Source organism: Chitinimonas sp. (genome assembly GCF_041904975.1).
Classification (GTDB): domain Bacteria; phylum Pseudomonadota; class Gammaproteobacteria; order Burkholderiales; family Chitinimonadaceae; genus Chitinimonas.
The window spans coordinates 1-17,470 of the sequence record NZ_JAYRLZ010000015.1 but is presented as its reverse complement, the minus strand read 5'-3'; the positions used below and the strand labels follow the sequence as shown (position 1 = coordinate 17,470).

General features: G+C 58.3%; 16 protein-coding genes, 1 tRNA gene and 1 pseudogene. All 18 read right to left on the bottom strand.

Annotated elements, in window-relative coordinates:
- Positions 1-21: 21 nt before the first annotated feature.
- Entirely contained in the window at positions 22-219 is a 198-nt protein-coding gene (gene rpmI, locus ACE3OH_RS02835) for a 50S ribosomal protein L35 (RefSeq protein ID WP_072429375.1), read from the bottom strand.
- A gap of 147 nt (positions 220-366) precedes the next feature.
- Complete coding sequence (gene infC, locus ACE3OH_RS02830; RefSeq protein WP_374348149.1) at positions 367-888, bottom strand: translation initiation factor IF-3; 522 nt, start codon at positions 886-888, stop codon at positions 367-369.
- A 76-nt stretch (positions 889-964) separates the two neighbouring features.
- Positions 965-2,872, bottom strand: a complete 1,908-nt coding sequence (gene thrS, locus ACE3OH_RS02825; protein WP_374348106.1) for a threonine--tRNA ligase — start codon at positions 2,870-2,872, stop codon at positions 965-967.
- Between the two features lie 176 nt (positions 2,873-3,048).
- A tRNA-Val gene (locus tag ACE3OH_RS02820) sits at positions 3,049-3,125 on the bottom strand.
- A 177-nt stretch (positions 3,126-3,302) separates the two neighbouring features.
- Complete coding sequence (locus ACE3OH_RS02815; protein WP_374348104.1) at positions 3,303-3,611, bottom strand: DUF2818 family protein; 309 nt, start codon at positions 3,609-3,611, stop codon at positions 3,303-3,305.
- Positions 3,608-5,065, bottom strand: coding sequence for an NADH-quinone oxidoreductase subunit NuoN (gene nuoN, locus ACE3OH_RS02810; protein WP_374348101.1), 1,458 nt, complete (start codon positions 5,063-5,065; stop codon positions 3,608-3,610). Before nuoN ends, ACE3OH_RS02815 begins: the two co-directional genes overlap by 4 nt.
- Before the next feature lie 34 nt (positions 5,066-5,099).
- The gene (locus ACE3OH_RS02805; RefSeq protein ID WP_374348098.1) at positions 5,100-6,596 is read right to left on the bottom strand and encodes an NADH-quinone oxidoreductase subunit M; all 1,497 of its coding nucleotides are present in this window, start codon (positions 6,594-6,596) and stop codon (positions 5,100-5,102) included.
- Between the two features lie 63 nt (positions 6,597-6,659).
- Complete coding sequence (gene nuoL / locus ACE3OH_RS02800) at positions 6,660-8,687, bottom strand: NADH-quinone oxidoreductase subunit L (RefSeq protein ID WP_374348095.1); 2,028 nt, start codon at positions 8,685-8,687, stop codon at positions 6,660-6,662.
- A 53-nt stretch (positions 8,688-8,740) separates the two neighbouring features.
- Entirely contained in the window at positions 8,741-9,043 is a 303-nt protein-coding gene (nuoK, locus tag ACE3OH_RS02795) for an NADH-quinone oxidoreductase subunit NuoK (RefSeq protein ID WP_374348093.1), read from the bottom strand.
- 13 nt (positions 9,044-9,056) lie between these two features.
- Positions 9,057-9,698: an NADH-quinone oxidoreductase subunit J gene (locus tag ACE3OH_RS02790; protein WP_374348090.1), complete on the bottom strand. Its 642-nt coding sequence runs from the start codon at positions 9,696-9,698 to the stop codon at positions 9,057-9,059.
- Positions 9,699-9,721: 23 nt separating this feature from the next.
- Complete coding sequence (nuoI, locus tag ACE3OH_RS02785; RefSeq protein ID WP_374348087.1) at positions 9,722-10,210, bottom strand: NADH-quinone oxidoreductase subunit NuoI; 489 nt, start codon at positions 10,208-10,210, stop codon at positions 9,722-9,724.
- A 10-nt stretch (positions 10,211-10,220) separates the two neighbouring features.
- Positions 10,221-11,279 carry an NADH-quinone oxidoreductase subunit NuoH gene (gene nuoH / locus ACE3OH_RS02780; RefSeq protein ID WP_374348083.1) on the bottom strand — a complete coding sequence of 353 codons (1,059 nt, stop codon included), beginning with the start codon at positions 11,277-11,279 and terminating at the stop codon, positions 10,221-10,223.
- A 10-nt stretch (positions 11,280-11,289) separates the two neighbouring features.
- A complete protein-coding gene (gene nuoG, locus ACE3OH_RS02775) occupies positions 11,290-13,635 on the bottom strand; it encodes an NADH-quinone oxidoreductase subunit NuoG (RefSeq protein WP_374348080.1) in 2,346 nt (781 codons plus the stop codon).
- A gap of 48 nt (positions 13,636-13,683) precedes the next feature.
- On the bottom strand, positions 13,684-14,973 hold the full coding sequence (gene nuoF / locus ACE3OH_RS02770) for an NADH-quinone oxidoreductase subunit NuoF (RefSeq protein ID WP_374348078.1): 1,290 nt from the start codon (positions 14,971-14,973) through the stop codon (positions 13,684-13,686).
- A 16-nt stretch (positions 14,974-14,989) separates the two neighbouring features.
- A complete protein-coding gene (nuoE, locus tag ACE3OH_RS02765) occupies positions 14,990-15,481 on the bottom strand; it encodes an NADH-quinone oxidoreductase subunit NuoE (RefSeq protein WP_374348074.1) in 492 nt (163 codons plus the stop codon).
- Positions 15,478-16,731 (bottom strand): NADH-quinone oxidoreductase subunit D, encoded by a 1,254-nt coding sequence (locus tag ACE3OH_RS02760; RefSeq protein ID WP_374348072.1) that lies wholly within the window; start codon positions 16,729-16,731, stop codon positions 15,478-15,480. The genes nuoE and ACE3OH_RS02760 overlap by 4 nt, the downstream gene beginning before the upstream one ends.
- Positions 16,724-17,317, bottom strand: coding sequence for an NADH-quinone oxidoreductase subunit C (locus tag ACE3OH_RS02755; protein WP_374348069.1), 594 nt, complete (start codon positions 17,315-17,317; stop codon positions 16,724-16,726). The genes ACE3OH_RS02760 and ACE3OH_RS02755 overlap by 8 nt, the downstream gene beginning before the upstream one ends.
- Positions 17,318-17,332: 15 nt before the next feature.
- Positions 17,333-17,470 (bottom strand): annotated as a pseudogene (locus ACE3OH_RS02750) (NADH-quinone oxidoreductase subunit B); the annotation flags it as partial.

Here is a 17,470-nt window from a genome sequence, read left to right as displayed (position 1 = left end):
GTTTATTCCTTTCCGAGAAGATTAAGCGTACGGCAGCATTGCACGCACGGAAGCCATATTGGTCGGGTGGACCATGGTCGTGCCGCGCAGCTGGCGCTTGTTCTTGGTGGTCTTCTTGGTCAGGATGTGGCGCTTGAACGCTTTGCTGCGCTTGACGCCGCCATTACCCAACACCTTCAAGCGCTTCTTGGCGCTCGATTTGGTCTTCATCTTCGGCATGACGTACTCCGTTGTTGCCTAGAGTTATATTCGGCGGTGGGTGGCCGCATTGCTGCGGCACTTAATGCCCACTACCTCGCTTTTGCGACAAGTTGGCAGCAAGCTACCGGGGCTTGTCACCACCCCTTTAAACCATCAGATCAACGATCAGATCTTCTTCTTCGGCGCCAGCATCATGATCATCTGACGACCTTCGAGCTTGGGAAACTGCTCGACCACCGCCAGATCGACCAAGTCGGTCTCGATCCGCTTCAACTGGGCCATACCGATTTCCTGGTGGGCCATCTCGCGCCCCCGGAAACGCAGCGTAATCTTCGCTTTATCGCCTTCTTCAAGAAAGCGCGTCACGTTACGCAGCTTGACCTGGTAATCGTTCTCGTCGGTACCGGGACGGAACTTGACTTCCTTGATCTGGACCTGCTTGACCTTCAGCTTTTGTTCATGCCGCTTCTTGCTCTCGCGGTACTTGAACTTGCCGTAGTCCATCAAGCGACACACAGGCGGAACCGCATTCGGTGCGATTTCGACCAGATCAACTTCGCGCTCTTCCGCCATGCGCATGGCTTCTGCCAAGCTGACGATACCTAATTGCTCGCCGTCATCTCCCGACAGACGGACCTCGCGGGCGGTGATTTCACCGTTGATCCGCGGCTCTTTATCCTGAGCGATAGCTATTACTCCCGAGTAAAAAACGAAAACCGCGCGCCCCGTCAAACCGGCCTTGCGCTAAGCAAGGCCATCAGCGTCAAACCTTGATCATTTCAGCCGACCAGCGCTCGATCAGCGCTGCAACCGTCATTTGACCCAGATCTTCGCCACCGCGGGATCGCACGGCAACCAAGCCAGAAGCCTTTTCCTTATCGCCAACTACTAACTGATAGGGAAGCTTCTGTAAGCTATGTTCGCGGATTTTATAGCTTATTTTGTCATTTCTCAAGTCCGCATCCACTCGGAAGCCAGCATCACGGAGTTGCTGCGCCACCTCGGCGGCGTAATCAGCCTGATGTTCGCTGATGCTCATCACGACAGCTTGAGTTGGCGCAAGCCACAGCGGGAAAGCACCGGCGTGGTTTTCGATCAGGATGCCCAGGAAGCGCTCAAGTGAACCAAGAATAGCCCGGTGCAGCATGACGGGCCGCTTGCGAGCACTATCCTCCGCACTGACATACTCGGCATTCAGGCGCTCGGGCAGCACGAAGTCGAGCTGCAAGGTACCGCACTGCCAGGAACGACCGAGCGCATCCTTGATGTGGTATTCGATTTTCGGGCCATAGAAGGCGCCCTCGCCCGGCAGCTCTTCCCATTCCACACCACAGGCGCGCAGCGCGTCACGCAGGCCGTTCTCGGCCTTATCCCAGGTCTCGTCGGTGCCAGCACGCTTTTCCGGGCGCAGACTCAGCTTGATCGCAACATTGTCGAAACCGAAGTCGCGGTACACCGACATGGCCAGCTCGTTGAAGGCGGTGGACTCGGCAACAATCTGATCTTCCGAGCAGAAAATATGCGCATCGTCCTGCACAAAGCCGCGCACCCGCATGATGCCGTGCAGCGCACCCGATGGCTCGTTGCGATGGCAGGCACCGAACTCGGCCAGGCGCATCGGCAAGTCACGGTAGGAGCGCAGCGAATTATTGAAAATCTGCACATGCGCCGGGCAATTCATCGGCTTGACCGCGTAATCACGCTTTTCCGACTCGGTGGTGAACATATTCTCGCGATAGTTCTCCCAGTGGCCAGACTTCTCCCACAGCACACGGTCCATCACCATCGGCGTACGCACTTCCTGGTAGCCCGCCTTGTCGAGGCGCTTGCGCATGTATTGCTCAACCGCCTGCCACACCGTCCATCCCTTGGGGTGCCAGAACACCATACCCGGCGCCTCGTCCTGCATATGGAACAGATCAAGCTGACGGCCAATCTTGCGGTGGTCGCGCTTTTCCGCCTCTTCCAGCATATGCAGATACTGGTCGAGATCTTCCTTCTTGGCCCAAGCCGTGCCATAGACGCGCTGCAGCATCTCGTTACGACTATCGCCGCGCCAGTAGGCACCTGCCAGCTTCATCAGCTTAAATACCTTCAACTTGCCCGTTGAAGGCACATGCGGGCCACGACACAGGTCAGTGAAATCACCCTCGCGATACAGCGACAAGACCTGATCAGCAGGAATACCTTCAATGATCTCGGCTTTGTAGTTCTCGCCTATGCCCTTGAAGTAAGCCACTGCCTCATCGCGGCTCAGCTCATAGCGCTCGACCGGGATGTCGCGCTTGGCAAGCTCGGCCATCTTCTTTTCGATCGCCTCAAGGTCTTCCGGCGTAAAGGCGCGCTTGTAGCTGAAGTCGTAGTAGAAGCCGTGTTCAATGACTGGACCGATGGTCACCTGGGCATCAGGAAACAACTCCTTCACCGCATAGGCCAGCAAGTGGGCAGTCGAATGGCGGATCACCTCGAGGCCATCGGCATCCTTGTCGGTGACGATGGCCAGCTGCACATCGCGATCGATCAGATAGGAGGTATCGACCAGCTTGCCATCCACTTTGCCAGCCAATGCTGCGCGCGCAAGGCCCGCACCGATGCTGGCGGCGACGTCAGCGACGCGCACGGATTGATCGAAACTACGTTGCGAGCCGTCAGGAAGCGTGATGATGGGCATAGCGGATCCGCCTTTTCAATGGAACTACGAAACCTATGGACGAAAAAAAAGTGCGGCAGAGCCGCACTTTTTCCTTTGGGCAAATGAACAACCAAACTTTACAAAGGACCGACTCAAGCCAGATTAGCAGTGCCGGTAGTTGTAGTTCGGAAGGACATTTTCATTTGCTCCGAATGTGGTAGGCGCGATTGGACTCGAACCAACGACCCCCACCATGTCAAGGTGGTGCTCTAACCAGCTGAGCTACGCGCCTAAAGAGCTGCGCATTCTAGGCAACAAATGCGCTTCTGGCAAGGGTTTTCAGAAAAATTTTTATTAGCCCCGACATATCTGGCCTGTATCTCTTGCCAGCGGAGGGCACCAAACAGAGGAAAACGCTTTCGAATCAGAGCCGTGCACGACATGCCGACCGCCATTGCCAGCTCAAATACTAAATACCCGGCTTGCGCCAGAAATAGCGCAGCACAAAACCAGGGAAGCCAGCAATAAGGAACAAGGCAAGCGTCGGCACATAGAAGTTCAGCAGCTTCTTGGCATGTACCGGTGCGCTGCGCGACTCCAGCAACACACCCAAGCCCAGCATCACGCCATACAGCAACAGCAGCTCAAGCAAGCACCAGCCAAAGGCCTTACTACGCCCGGCGCGGAGCGGGCACACCAGTAGCAGCCGAGGCAGCACAAATGGCAAATTGGCGGCCAAGGCCGCCAATAGCAAGTAAACGATTTGCGCCGTACTCACAGTGCTACCAGAGACTGCCGGATCGCGTTAGCGCACACATTGAGCAGCCACTGCGGCGCCAAACCCAGCACCAGGATGGCCAGACAGTTGAGCGACAACACGAGGCGCATATCGGCACGCACTTCAATCGGGCTGTGATCGCTCGCTTCATCCATGAACATCAGCTTGACCACGCGCAGGTAGTAGAACGCACCCACCAGCGAGAACAGCACCGCCACCACTGCCAGCCAGATAAAGCCATCATGATCGACAATGGCCTGAATCACCGCCAGCTTGGCGAAGAAGCCGGAAAACACCGGGATACCCGCCATGGAAAACATCACCAACAGCATCATCCAGGCAAACCACGGGCTGCGTTGCGCCAAGCCCTTGAGATCGGCCAGGCGCTCAGCTTCAAAACCGGCGCGCGACAGCAGCAGCACCACGCCAAAGCCTGCCGTCGCCATCAGCGCATAGACCAAGGCATAGAACATCGAGGCGGCATAACCATTGGCGGTGCCAGCCAGAATACCCAGCAGCAAAAAGCCCATGTGGGAAATGGTCGAGTAGGCGAGCATGCGCTTGATATTGGTTTGCGCAATGGCGACCACATTACCGATAGCCACCGACAAAACCGCCAGCACCACCAGCATGCCCTGCCATTCATGGGTCAGCGCAGGCAAACCTTGCACCAGGATACGGAACACGAAACCGAAGGCGGCCAGCTTCGGCGCAGACCCGATCAGCATGGTGATAGGCGTTGGTGCACCCTGGTAAACGTCAGGCACCCACATATGAAACGGGACATTACCCAGCTTGAAGCCGATACCAGTCACCACGAACACCAGACCGAATACCAGCAAGAGATGGCTGGTCGCACCCGAAGCCGCTTTTTGGGCGATCACGTGCAGATCCAGACTGCCGGTGGCGCCATAGATCATCGACATGCCGTACAGCAACATGCCGGAGGCCAGCGCGCCCAGCACAAAGTACTTCATGGCGGCTTCAGTTGCAGGACGCGAATCGCGCGGCAGCGCCACCAGGGCGTACAGCGACAGCGACAGAAGTTCCAGGCCCACATACAGCATCAGCAGATTGGCTGACGAGGTCATCACCATCATGCCCAGCAGGGCGAACAGGGTCAGCGTGAACAACTCGCCGCGATACATCTGCCGTACCGCCGCATAACCACGGCTGTAGATCAGCACCAGACCCACGCCGATATCCATACCGAGCTTGAGCACGTCGGACATCGAATCCGCAACAAACAGCCCGTTGAAGGCAGTACGCGGCGGCGCGCCAAAACCGCGCACCGTCAGTACTGCCGACACGGTGATGGCGAACAGCGACAGCATATAGGTGATATCGCGCTGCTCATCCTTGAGGAACAGATCGATCAGCAGGATGGCCAGCGTTGCGCACAGCAGCCAGATTTCCGGCATCGCGGCGAACAGGTTCAAACTCTCTAGCGTCATTCTTGTTTAGTCCTGTAATCAGAGGCGACCTGCATCAGTGCAGCTTGCTTTGCTTGACTTGCCAGATCAGCGAATCAACGCTGGTATGCATCTTTTCGGTAAATGCTTGCGGGTACAGACCCATGCCGAGCACGGCGACGGCCAGCACGGCCAACACGGCGAATTCGCGCGCATTGACATCCTTGAGCTCCGCCACATGCGAGTTGGCCACATCGCCGAAGATCACCCGCTTGTACATCCACAGCGTGTAGCCGGCGCCAAACACCAGAGTGGTAGCGGCGAGGAAGGCGTACCAGAAGTTCACCTTGACGGCACCGACGATCACCATGAATTCGCCGACAAAGCCCGAAGTAGCCGGCAAACCGGAATTCGCCATGGCGAACAGCAGGAAGAAGGCGGCGAACTTCGGCATGGTGTTGGCCACACCGCCGTAATCGGCGATCTTGCGGCTGTGCACGCGGTCGTACATCACACCGATACAGAAGAACATGGCGGCCGAGACAAAGCCGTGCGAGATCATCTGGATCAGGGCGCCCTCGACACCATAGGTGGTCGGCGCACCATTCACGAACATATAAAAGCCCAGCGTCACGAAACCCATATGGGAAATCGACGAATACGCCACCAGCTTTTTCATGTCCTTCTGAACCAATGCCACCAAGCCGATGTAAACCACGGCGATCAGCGACAGCGTGATGATGATCCAACCATATTCGCGAGCGGCATCCGGGGCAATCGGCAGGGCAAAACGCAGGAAGCCGTAGGCGCCAAGCTTCAGGGTAATGGCCGCCAGCACCATCGAACCGCCGGTTGGCGCTTCAACGTGGGCATCCGGCAACCAGGTGTGCACCGGGAACATCGGCACCTTCACCGCAAAGGCGAAAAAGAAGGCAATCATCAGATAGCCCTGCACCGCCAGCGGCAAGGCCACCCGCTGGAAGTCGGCGATCTCGAAGCTCTTTCCAGTATGGAAATACAGGTAGATAAAGCCGACCAGCAATAGCAGCGAACCCATCAGGGTGTAGAGGAACAGCTTGATCGCGGCATACACACGATTCTGACCGCCCCACACACCGACGATCAGGTATAGCGGGATCAGCATCGCCTCGAAGAACACATAGAACAGCATGGCATCCATGGCCGAGAACGCGCCATTGATCAGGCCGGACATGATCAGGAAGGCCGCCATGTACTGCGCCACTCGCTTCTCGATCACTTCCCAGCCCGCCACCACCACCAGCAAGGTGGTGAAGGCATTGAGAATGACGAAGAACATCGACAGGCCATCAACCCCGAGGTGGTAGTTGATATTGAACGCGCTGATCCACGGCCGCATTTCTTCGAATTGCGGGCCTCCGTGCAGCGGCGCAAAGCCGGTATACAGCGGAATGGTCACCAGGAAACCGGCAAGCGCACCGACCAGGGCAATCACGCGCGCCAGACCCGCATTGCGGTCGCCGCCGGTCGCCAGCACGATGAGGCCAGCGAGGATCGGCACCCAGATCGCCAGACTCAACAGATGTTCAGACATATCCACCCTTAGCTACTGAATGTGTTTTCTTGAGCGTGTTCGATTGTGCAAGAACGTGTTGCATCAATGCGGAACCACAAAGCGACCGAGCCACCAGGTCAGCAACAGCAATGCACCGATGATCATGGCGAAGGCGTAGTGATAGATGTAACCGGTCTGGAAGCGACGGACCAAGCCAGAAATCGCCCCAACCAGCTTGGCAGCACCGTTCACCACCAAGCCATCGATCAGGATGGTATCGCCTACCTTCCAGAACACCTTGCCAAGACCACGGCCGAAGGCAGCGAAACCCTGGATGTAGATGTGATCCATGTAGTACTTGTTTTCCAGCAGGCTGTAGATCGGGCCAACGCGTGACTTGATCGCAGCCGGGATATCCGGACGCTTCAGGTAGAAGAACCAGGCCACCACCACACCGGCCAAAGCGAGCCAGAACGGCAAGGTCATGAAGGCATGCAGACCCATATGCCATGCATCATGCGCATGGTGCTCTACGGCTTCCATGGCGTGATGGGCTTCGCCGTTGACGAAGATGACGTTATTGAAGAAGTCGCCCGCCAGCATGGTTTTGATTGCCAGACCACCAATCACCACCGACGGCACTGCCAGCGCCATCAGCGGGCCGGTCACTACCAGGCCGGGGCTATGCGGCTTCTCGCCGGGCGCCAGACCATGGTGCTCGTCACCATGATCGTCATCGTGGTGATGATGATCGCTAGCCTTGCCGAAACGCTCTTCGCCATGGAACACCAGGAAGAACATGCGGAAGGAATAGAAGGCAGTAACGAACACGCCAGCCAATACGGCAAACTGGGCGAAACCAGCAGCCGGCAGCTTGGAGCCTTCGACCGCCAGGATGATGGAATCCTTGGAATAGAAACCGGAGAAGAATGGCGTACCGATCAGGGCCAAGGAGCCGAGCAAGGACGTCCAGTAGATCACCGGCAGGTACTTCTTCAGGCCACCCATGCGGCGGATATCCTGGTCATGGTGCATGGCCATGATCACCGCGCCGGCGGCAAGGAAGAGCAGCGCCTTGAAGAAGGCGTGGGTCATCAGGTGGAATACCGCTACCGAGTAGGCCGAAGCACCCAGCGCCACCGTCATATAGCCCAGCTGCGACAGGGTCGAGTAAGCCACCACCCGTTTGATGTCGTTCTGGATGATGCCGAGGAAACCCATGAACAGCGCAGTGATCGAGCCGATGACCAGGATGAAATTCAAGGCGGTATCGGACAATTCGAACAGCGGCGACATGCGCGCCACCATGAAGATGCCGGCGGTCACCATGGTGGCAGCGTGGATCAGCGCCGAGATAGGCGTCGGGCCTTCCATCGAATCCGGCAGCCACACATGCAGCGGGAATTGTGCCGACTTACCCATGGCACCAACAAACAGCAGGATGCAGGTTACCGACAGCAAGGAGCAGCTGCTGCCTGGCAGCAGGCTGATGGTTGCGTCCTTCAATACCGGCGCATGGGCGAATACGGTGGCGTAATCGAACGAGCCGAAGTGGGCCAATACCAGACCGATACCAAGCAGGAAACCGAAGTCACCGACGCGGTTGACCAGGAAAGCCTTGAGGTTGGCGAAAATGGCGGTCGGGCGCTTGAACCAGAAACCGATCAGCAGATACGAAACCAGACCCACCGCTTCCCAGCCGAAGAACAGCTGGACGAAGTTATTGCTCATCACCAGCATCAACATCGAGAAGGTGAACAGCGAGATATAGCTGAAGAAGCGCTGGTAACCAGGGTCCTCTTCCATATAGCCGATGGTGTAGATATGCACCATCAACGACACGAAGGTCACCACCACCATCATCATGGCGGTGAGCTTGTCGACCAGAAAGCCGACCGATACATCGAGGCCATCCACCGTCAGCCAGGTGTACAGGTTGCCGTTATAGGATGGCGCACCATTGAGCAGGTCGTTCAGCACATAGAACGAGCCGAGGCAGGACGCCGCCACGCCCAGAATGGTGACCCAGTGCGCACCGGCGCGGCCGATCACCCGGCCGAACAGGCCGGCGGCGATGGCACCGAATAGCGGGAACAGGGCGATCAGCAGGTAGAGCGTTGGTTTATCCATGTTTTCGCACAGGCAGGTTCTTGTTGGTTTATCTGGTTGGCGTCACGCCACGCTTAGCCCTTGAGGCTGTCGAGGTCTTCCACATTGATGGAGCGCAGGTTACGGAACAGCACCACCAGAATTGCCAGACCGATGGCCGATTCAGCCGCCGCCACGGTCAGGATGAAAAACACGAAGATCTGGCCGGATGGATCGCCCAGATATTTCGAGAAGGCAATGAAGTTCATATTCACCGCCAGCAACATCAGTTCGATCGCCATTAGCAGCACGATGACGTTCTTGCGGTTCATAAAGATGCCGAATACCGAAATCGCAAACAGGATCGCGGCCAGCACAAGGTAATGGGTCAGCGTCATGGTATCTCTAGGCTCAGGCGGCTGGCTTGTCGGTCGGCTCGGCTGCAGGCGGCAGCTCGACTTCTGCCTGCATCTTCACAATACGCAGACGGTCATTGCGCTTGACAGCGATCTGCTCCGCCGGATTGATGTACTTGGTGTGCTTGCGGCGGCGCAGGGTCAGTGACACCGCAGCAATCATCGCTACCAGCAGCAGCACGGCAGCCAGTTCGAACGGCAGCAGATAGGTGGTGTAGATCGGCACACCCAGCTGCTTGATATTCGATACACCTTCGGGCAAGGCGGCCACGGCGGTCATGTCTTTGATGCCGGCGCCAGGCGCCACCAGTACCAGCACCATTTCCACCGCCATGATGGCGGCGACAACGGCGGCGACCGGGAAGTAGTTCCAGAAGCCTTCGCGCAATTCCTCGAAATTGATATCGAGCATCATCACCACGAACAGGAACAGCACCATCACCGCGCCGACATACACCAGCACCAGGGAGATGGCCAGGAACTCGGCCTGCATCAGCATCCACAGCACCGCGCCGGTGAAGAAGGCCAGCACCAGGCTGAGAGCGGCATGCACCGGGTTGCGTGCAGTGATCACGCGCAGCGACGCACCGAGCAGGATGGCCGCGAACAGATAGAAAATGGCAGTGGTCAGATTCATGGGTGCCAGCTCAATAGATTGCATTAGCGATACTTGGCATCGGCTTCGCGATTCTTCGCGATGTCGGCTTCGTATCTGTCGCCCACGGCAAGCAGCATGGGTTTGGTGTAGTACAGGTCACCACGTTTTTCGCCGTGGTATTCCAGGATATGCGTCTCGACAATGGCATCGACCGGGCACGCCTCTTCGCAAAAGCCGCAGAAGATGCACTTGGTCAGGTCGATATCGTAGCGCGAGGTACGACGGGTACCGTCGTCACGCACTTCCGACTCGATGGTGATGGCCATCGCCGGGCACACCGCCTCGCACAGCTTGCAGGCAATGCAGCGCTCTTCGCCATTGGCGTAGCGACGCTGTGCATGCAGGCCGCGGAAACGCGGGCTGTAAGGCGTTTTTTCCTCAGGGAACTGGACGGTGATCTTGCGCTGGAAGAAATGTCTGCCAGTCAGGGCCAAGCCCCGCACCAGTTCGAGCAACAGGAAGGTCTTGAAGAAGTTCTGAATCTTTTCCATGGCTATCGGCTTACCACAGCGAATACGGGGTTTGCATCCAGGCAGCCACCACGACGATCCAAACGAGCGTCACGGGGATGAACACTTTCCAGCCCAGGCGCATCAGCTGGTCATAGCGGTAGCGCGGGAAGGTGGCACGGAACCACAGGAACAGGAACATGACGAAGGCCATCTTGGCGAACAGCCACAGGAAGCTCGGTGCGCCCAGTACCGGGATCGACGCCGGCAGCGGCGACAGCCAGCCACCGAGGAACATGATCGAGGTCATGGCACCGATCAGCCACATATTCGCGTATTCGCCGAGGAAGAACAGTGCAAACGACATCCCCGAGTATTCGATCATATGGCCGGCAACGATTTCCGACTCACCCTCGGCCACGTCGAACGGTGCGCGATTGGTTTCGGCCACACCGGCGATCAGGTAAACCAGAAACAGCGGGAACAGCGGAATGATATTCCACGACAGGAAAGACCCGCCGCCCATGCCATGGCTTTGCTGGTTGACGATATCGGTCAGATTCAGGCTGCCGGACACCATCAACACGCCGACCAAGGCAAAGCCCATGGCCAGTTCGTAAGAAATTACTTGGGCCGAGGCACGCAGCGCACCCAGAAATGCGTACTTGGAGTTGGACGCCCAGCCGGCAACAATAATGCCGTACACGCCCAGCGAGGTGATTGCCATCACATACAAGAGGCCGGCATTGACATTGGCCAGCACCACTTCGGGCGCGAACGGCACCACCGCCCATGCAGCCAGCGAAGGCGCCAGCACCATGATGGGCGCGAAGAAGAACAAACCGGTAGATGCCTTGCTCGGGGAGATGATTTCCTTGAGCAGCAGCTTGATACCGTCAGCGATCGGTTGCAGCAGACCAAACGGACCAACCCGGTTCGGGCCGATGCGGATCTGCATATAGCCGATCACCTTGCGCTCGGCCAACGTCAGGTAAGCCACGGCGCCGAACAGCGGGCCGACAATCAGCACAATCTTCAACAAGGTCCACAGCAACAGGCCGAGCATGGGCCCGAACAGGCTGAGAAAACCGTTATGCAGCGTATCGATCACTCTGGTCTCCTCAAGCGCGCGACAGTTGGACAGGGGCGATCAAATCACCCAGAACGGCAGTAGCCAGCGTCGCAGCGGGAATGCGCACTACGCCTTCCGGCAAGGCCGCATCGATGACAACCGGCATGCGCAGGCTGGCATCGGCCTGGCTGACCAGGGCGGTATCGCCAGCAGACAGGCCGAGCTGTGCCGCAGTAGCGGAAGACAGCGCCACGTTGCCTGCAGCTTGCGCATCCTTGGTTTTTTGCAGCGATGGTGCACGACGCACCAGCGCATCGCTCTGATACAGAGGCACTTCACCCAGGCGAATCAGGCCAGTGGCAGCAGTCTTCACTTCGACAGCCACGCCCGCGACCGCATTGTTCAGCTTGCCAGCAATAGCGGCTTCGCCTTGTGGCAGTGCCGCCTTGCGTACTGCCTCGGCACTATCGAGCTCGAAGCCGGCAAAACCGAGCAGATTGCCCAGTACGCGCAACACCTTCCAGCCCGGACGCGCATCGCCCAGCGGCTTGACCACGCCATTGAAGCTTTGCAGGCGACCTTCCATATTGATGAAGGCGCCGGCGGTTTCCGAGAATGGCGTGATCGGCAGCAGCACATCAGCGTAGTCGCTGGCGCCGTGCTTGAAGGCGGAGAACGCCACTACCATATCGGCCGACTTCACCGTCGCCAGGGCGCGGGCAGCGTTGGCGCTATCAAATTCCACTTCGGTATTGAACAGCAGCACGGCACGACGCGGTTGAGCCAGCGCATCGGCGGCCGACAGGCCCAACACTTGCGCGCCAACCGTATTGGCCGCTTCGCTCATCCAGCCTACCGTGGCGCCGACCAGGACATTGAGTTGCCCGGCCAGGGTCGCCAGCTCGGCAGCGCGCGGATGGTGGGCGGCAACATTGCCGAGCAACACCGTCGCGCGACCAGCTTCTGCACCCTCGCCTGCTGCCGTCGTGGCATCGATCAAGCTCTTGGCGATCTTGCTGGCTTGCTCGTTAACTTCGACCGCAGCCAGCTCCGGCGCAACATCGGCACCCTTGGCAAGGGCGACTGCCTTGACCACGGCAGCCAAGGCTTCAACCAGCTGATCAGGGCGAACAATCAGCTTGCCGACCGGCTGGGTATACAAATCATCATCGGCTGCATGGATCAGCGACAGCTGGGTGCCACGCTTGGCGGCTTGGCGCAGGCGCTGCGCCAGCAGCGGTTGTTCTTTGCGAATGGTGGAGCCGACCAGCAGCACGGCCTTGCTGGCGGCGATATCTGCAATCGGCTGCCCCAGCCACTGCGCGCCTTGGCGCTGGCTGTCCAGACGGCTATCAGCCTGACGCGATGCGTAGCTGGCGGCGCCGGCACCGAGTGCCTGGCTCAGCTGGTTCAACAGGAACAGCTCTTCCACCGTGGAATGCGCGGTGGCTAGCGTCGCAACCGACTTGCCGCCATGCTCGGCAGCAATCGATTTGAGGCCATTGGCGACATACTCGAGGGCAGTCTGCCAGTCGGTTTCGATCCACTGGCCGCCCTGCTTGAGCATGGGCTTGCTCAGGCGGGACTCGCTATTGAGCGCCTCATAGGCGAAGCGATCGCGGTCGGCGATCCAGCACTCGTTGATCGCTTCGTTTTCCAGCGGCAACACGCGCATGACGCGGTCGGCCTTGACCTGGACGATCAGATTGCTACCGAGACCATCATGCGGGCTGACGCTCTTGCGGCGCGATAGCTCCCAGGTACGGGCGGTATAGCGGAACGGTTTGGAGGTCAGTGCGCCAACCGGGCACAGGTCGATGACATTGCCGGAGATTTCCGAGTCTACCGTCATGCCGACAAAGGACATGATCTCGGAATGCTCGCCACGGCCCGCCATGCCCATTTCCTGCATGCCGGCTACTTCTTCAGTGAAGCGGACACAGCGGGTGCAGTGGATGCAGCGGGTCATATCGGTGGAAATCAGCGGGCCGAGGTCTTTATTGACCACGACACGCTTTTCTTCCTCATAGCGCGAGCTGGAACCGCCATAGCCAACGGCCAAGTCTTGCAGCTGGCATTCGCCGCCCTGGTCACAGATCGGGCAGTCGAGCGGGTGATTGATCAGCAGGAATTCCATCACGCCCTGCTGCGCCTTCACCGCCATATCGGAATGGGTGTAGACCTTCATGCCGTCGTTGACCGGCGTAGCGCAGGCGGGCAGCGGCTTGGGCGCCTTTTCGACCTGCACCAGGCACATGCGGCAGTTAGCCGCAATCGACAGCTTCTTGTGATAACAGAAGTGCGGGATGTGCGTACCCACCGAGCGCGCGGCTTCAATCACCGTCGTGCCATTGGGTACTGTCAGTTTCTTACCGTCGATTTCGATTTCAAGCATGGTCGGGCTACCCGAGCTGGTCTCTGTTGCTACTGGCGAAAACGCGGCTTAGTAGCCGGGTACGATGCATTTCTTGTGTTCAATGTGATGGATGAACTCATCACGGAAGTGCTTGAGCATGCCCTGCACCGGCATCACGGCAGCATCGCCGAGCGCACAGATGGTGCGGCCTGCAATGTTCTTGCCTACCGATTCGAGCAGATCAAGATCTTCCGGCCGGCCTTGGCCGTTTTCGATCCGATCCACTACGCGGTACAGCCAGCCGGTGCCCTCACGGCACGGCGTGCATTGGCCGCACGACTCTTCGTAGTAGAAGTAGGACAGGCGGCGCAATGCCTTCACCATACAGACGGTTTCGTCCATGACGATCACCGCACCCGAGCCGAGCATGGAGCCGGCCTTGGCAATGGCGTCATAATCCATGGTGGTTTCCATCATGATATGGGCCGGCAATACTGGCGCCGAGGAACCACCCGGAATCACCGCCTTGAGCTTCTTGCCTCCGCGCATGCCACCGGCCATTTCCAGCAGCTCGCTGAACGGCAATCCCAGCGGCACTTCGAAATTACCAGGGCGATTTACATGGCCCGATACCGAGAACAGTTTGGTGCCACCATTGTTCGGCTTGCCCAGCTCCAGAAACTTCTGGCCACCCTCACGGATGATGTAGGGCACCGAAGCAAAGGTTTCGGTGTTGTTGATGGTGGTCGGCTTGCCATACAGGCCATAGCTGGCGGGGAACGGCGGCTTGAAGCGCGGCTGGCCTTTTTTGCCTTCCAGCGATTCGAGCAGCGCGGTTTCCTCGCCACAGATATAGGCGCCATAGCCGTGGTGAGCGTGCAATTCGAAGCTGAAATCAGTGCCGAGGATCTTCTCGCCGAGGAAGCCGGCACGACGTGCCTCTTCCAGAGCAGCCTCAAAGCGCAGATAAGCCTCGAATACTTCGCCGTGGATATAGTTGTAACCGACGGTGATGCCCATGGCGTAGCCGCCGATGATCATGCCTTCGATCAGTGCGTGCGGGTTGTACTGGATGATGTCCAGATCCTTGAACGTACCCGGCTCGCCCTCATCGGTATTGCACACCAGGTATTTCTGGCCCGGGAAGCTGCGCGGCATGAACGACCACTTCAAACCGGTCGGAAAGCCCGCACCACCGCGACCACGCAGCGACGAGGTTTTTACCTCGGCAATCACCGCGTCCTGGCTGATGTTTTCGCTAAGAATCTTGCGTAGGGCGGCATAGCCACCGCGCTTTACATAGGCGTCGAGCGTCCAGCAATCCGGATCGGCAAAATCGACACCATCAAATACGACGCCTTTGACGTAAACGGTCATGCGCTTCGTCCCCGGCCTAGTTGAGTTCGGCCAGCTTGCGATCGATCGCATCTGGCGTCATGTGGTTGCACATGGTGTGGTTATTGACGAGCATTACCGGCGCATAACCGCAAGCGCCCATGCATTCGCCTTCCACCAGGGTGTATTTGCCATCGGCGGTGGTCTCACCGTAGCCGATAGCCAGCTTCTTCTTCAGATACTCGCCGGCATCAGCGCCACCGGACAGGGCGCAAGGCAGATTGGTGCACACGGTCAGCTTGAAGCGACCAACCGGCTTGCGGTCGTACATATTGTAAAAGGTGGCCACTTCATGGGCCGCCATCGGCGCAATACCGAGGTAATCGGCCACTGCCTTGATGGTATCGGTAGACAACCAGCCCTTTTCGACCTGGGCAATACGCAAGGCCGACATGGTGGCCGAGCGACGCTGGTCTGCCGGGTATTTGGCGAGCTCGCGATCAATCTGGGCCAGCGATTCTGCGCTGAGCCCGATGCTGCGTTCGGTCATCGGTCAATCTCCCCAAACACGATATCCTGGGTACCAATAATCGCTACCACGTCAGAAATCATATGGCCGCGTGCCATCTCGTCCAGTGCTGCCAAGTGGGCAAAGCCCGGTGCACGGATCTTCAGGCGGTAAGGCTTGTTGGCGCCATCGGACACCAGATAGATGCCGAATTCACCCTTGGGATGCTCGACAGCGGCATATGTCTCGCCTTCGGGCACATGCATGCCCTCGGTGAACAGCTTGAAGTGGTGGATCAGCTCTTCCATATTCGACTTCATGTCGACACGCGAAGGCGGCGCCACCTTGTGGTTATCGGTAATGACCGATCCCGGATTCTTGCGCAACCACTCCACGCACTGCTTGATGATACGGTTCGACTGGCGCATTTCCTCGACCCGGCACAGATAGCGGTCGTAGCAGTCGCCATTGGTACCAACCGGCACATCGAAGTCCAGATCGGCATACACCTCATAGGGCTGCTTCTTGCGCAAGTCCCAAGCAACGCCCGAACCACGCAGCATGGCGCCAGACAGGCCCAGTGCAATGGCACGTTCAGGCGACAACACACCGATACCAACGGTGCGCTGCTTCCAGATGCGGTTGTCGGTCAGCAGGGTTTCGTATTCATCGACATAGCGCGGGAAGCGCTGGGTGAAGTCGTCGATGAAATCAAGCAGCGAGCCTTGGCGGTTTTCATTCAGGCGATTGATATCGGCCTGGTTGCGCACCTTGGAGGCGGTGTACTTGGGCATGGTATCGGGCAGATCACGATACACGCCGCCCGGACGGTAGTAGGCCGCATGCATACGCGCCCCGGAAACCGCCTCGTAGCAGTCCATCAGGTCTTCGCGCTCGCGGAAGGCATACAGGAAGATGGTCATGGCGCCGCAGTCGAGACCGTGCGCACCAATCCACATCAGGTGATTCAGGATCCGGGTGATTTCATCGAACATCACGCGGATATATTGGGCACGAAGCGGCACCTCGATGCCCATCAGCTTCTCGATGGCCATCACATAGGCGTGCTCGTTACACATCATCGACACATAATCGAGTCGATCCATATACGGCACCGACTGGATGAAGGTCTTATGCTCGGCCAGCTTCTCGGTTGCACGATGCAACAGACCAATATGCGGGTCGGCACGCTGTACCACTTCGCCATCCAACTCCAGCACCAGACGCAGCACACCGTGTGCAGCCGGGTGCTGAGGACCGAAGTTCAGCGTGTAATTCTTGATCTCAGCCACCGTAGTTTTCCTCACGGATGATGCGCGGCGTCACTTCGCGCGGCTCGATACTGACAGGCTGGTAAATAACGCGACCTTGTGCCGCGTCGTAGCGCATCTCGACATGACCAGACAAGGGGAAATCCTTGCGGAACGGGTGACCGACAAAGCCATAGTCGGTCAGGATACGGCGCAAATCAGGGTGACCGATAAACACGATGCCGTACAGATCGAACGCTTCACGCTCGAACCAGTTCACGCCAGGCCACACCTCGACCATCGAGGCAATAGTCGGAAACTCGTCATCCGAACAAAACACCCGAACGCGCAGACGCTGGTTCAGCGCCACCGACAACAGGTGGTAAACCACGGCAAAGCGGGCACCATCCCAGCCGCCATCCTTATAGGTGCTGTAGTCAACACCGCAGACGTCGATACAGCTCTTGAATGCAAGGGCTGCGTTGTCGCACAACTGACGCGACACTTCCGGCCAGTCTGCATCCTTCACCACCAAGGTGAGTTCACCCAGGGCACTGGTCAATGAAACGGCCTTGTCACCCAAGGCCGTCTGTAGCGTCTGATGTAGCGCTTCTAATTTGGTCGCCATGGCAAGTCGTCTGGGTTAGCGCGCAATGGTACTGGTGCGCTTGATCTTGTTTTGCAGCTGGATCAGACCGTAGAGCAAGGCTTCTGCGGTCGGCGGGCAGCCCGGCACGTAGACGTCGACCGGCACGATGCGGTCGCAGCCACGCACCACCGA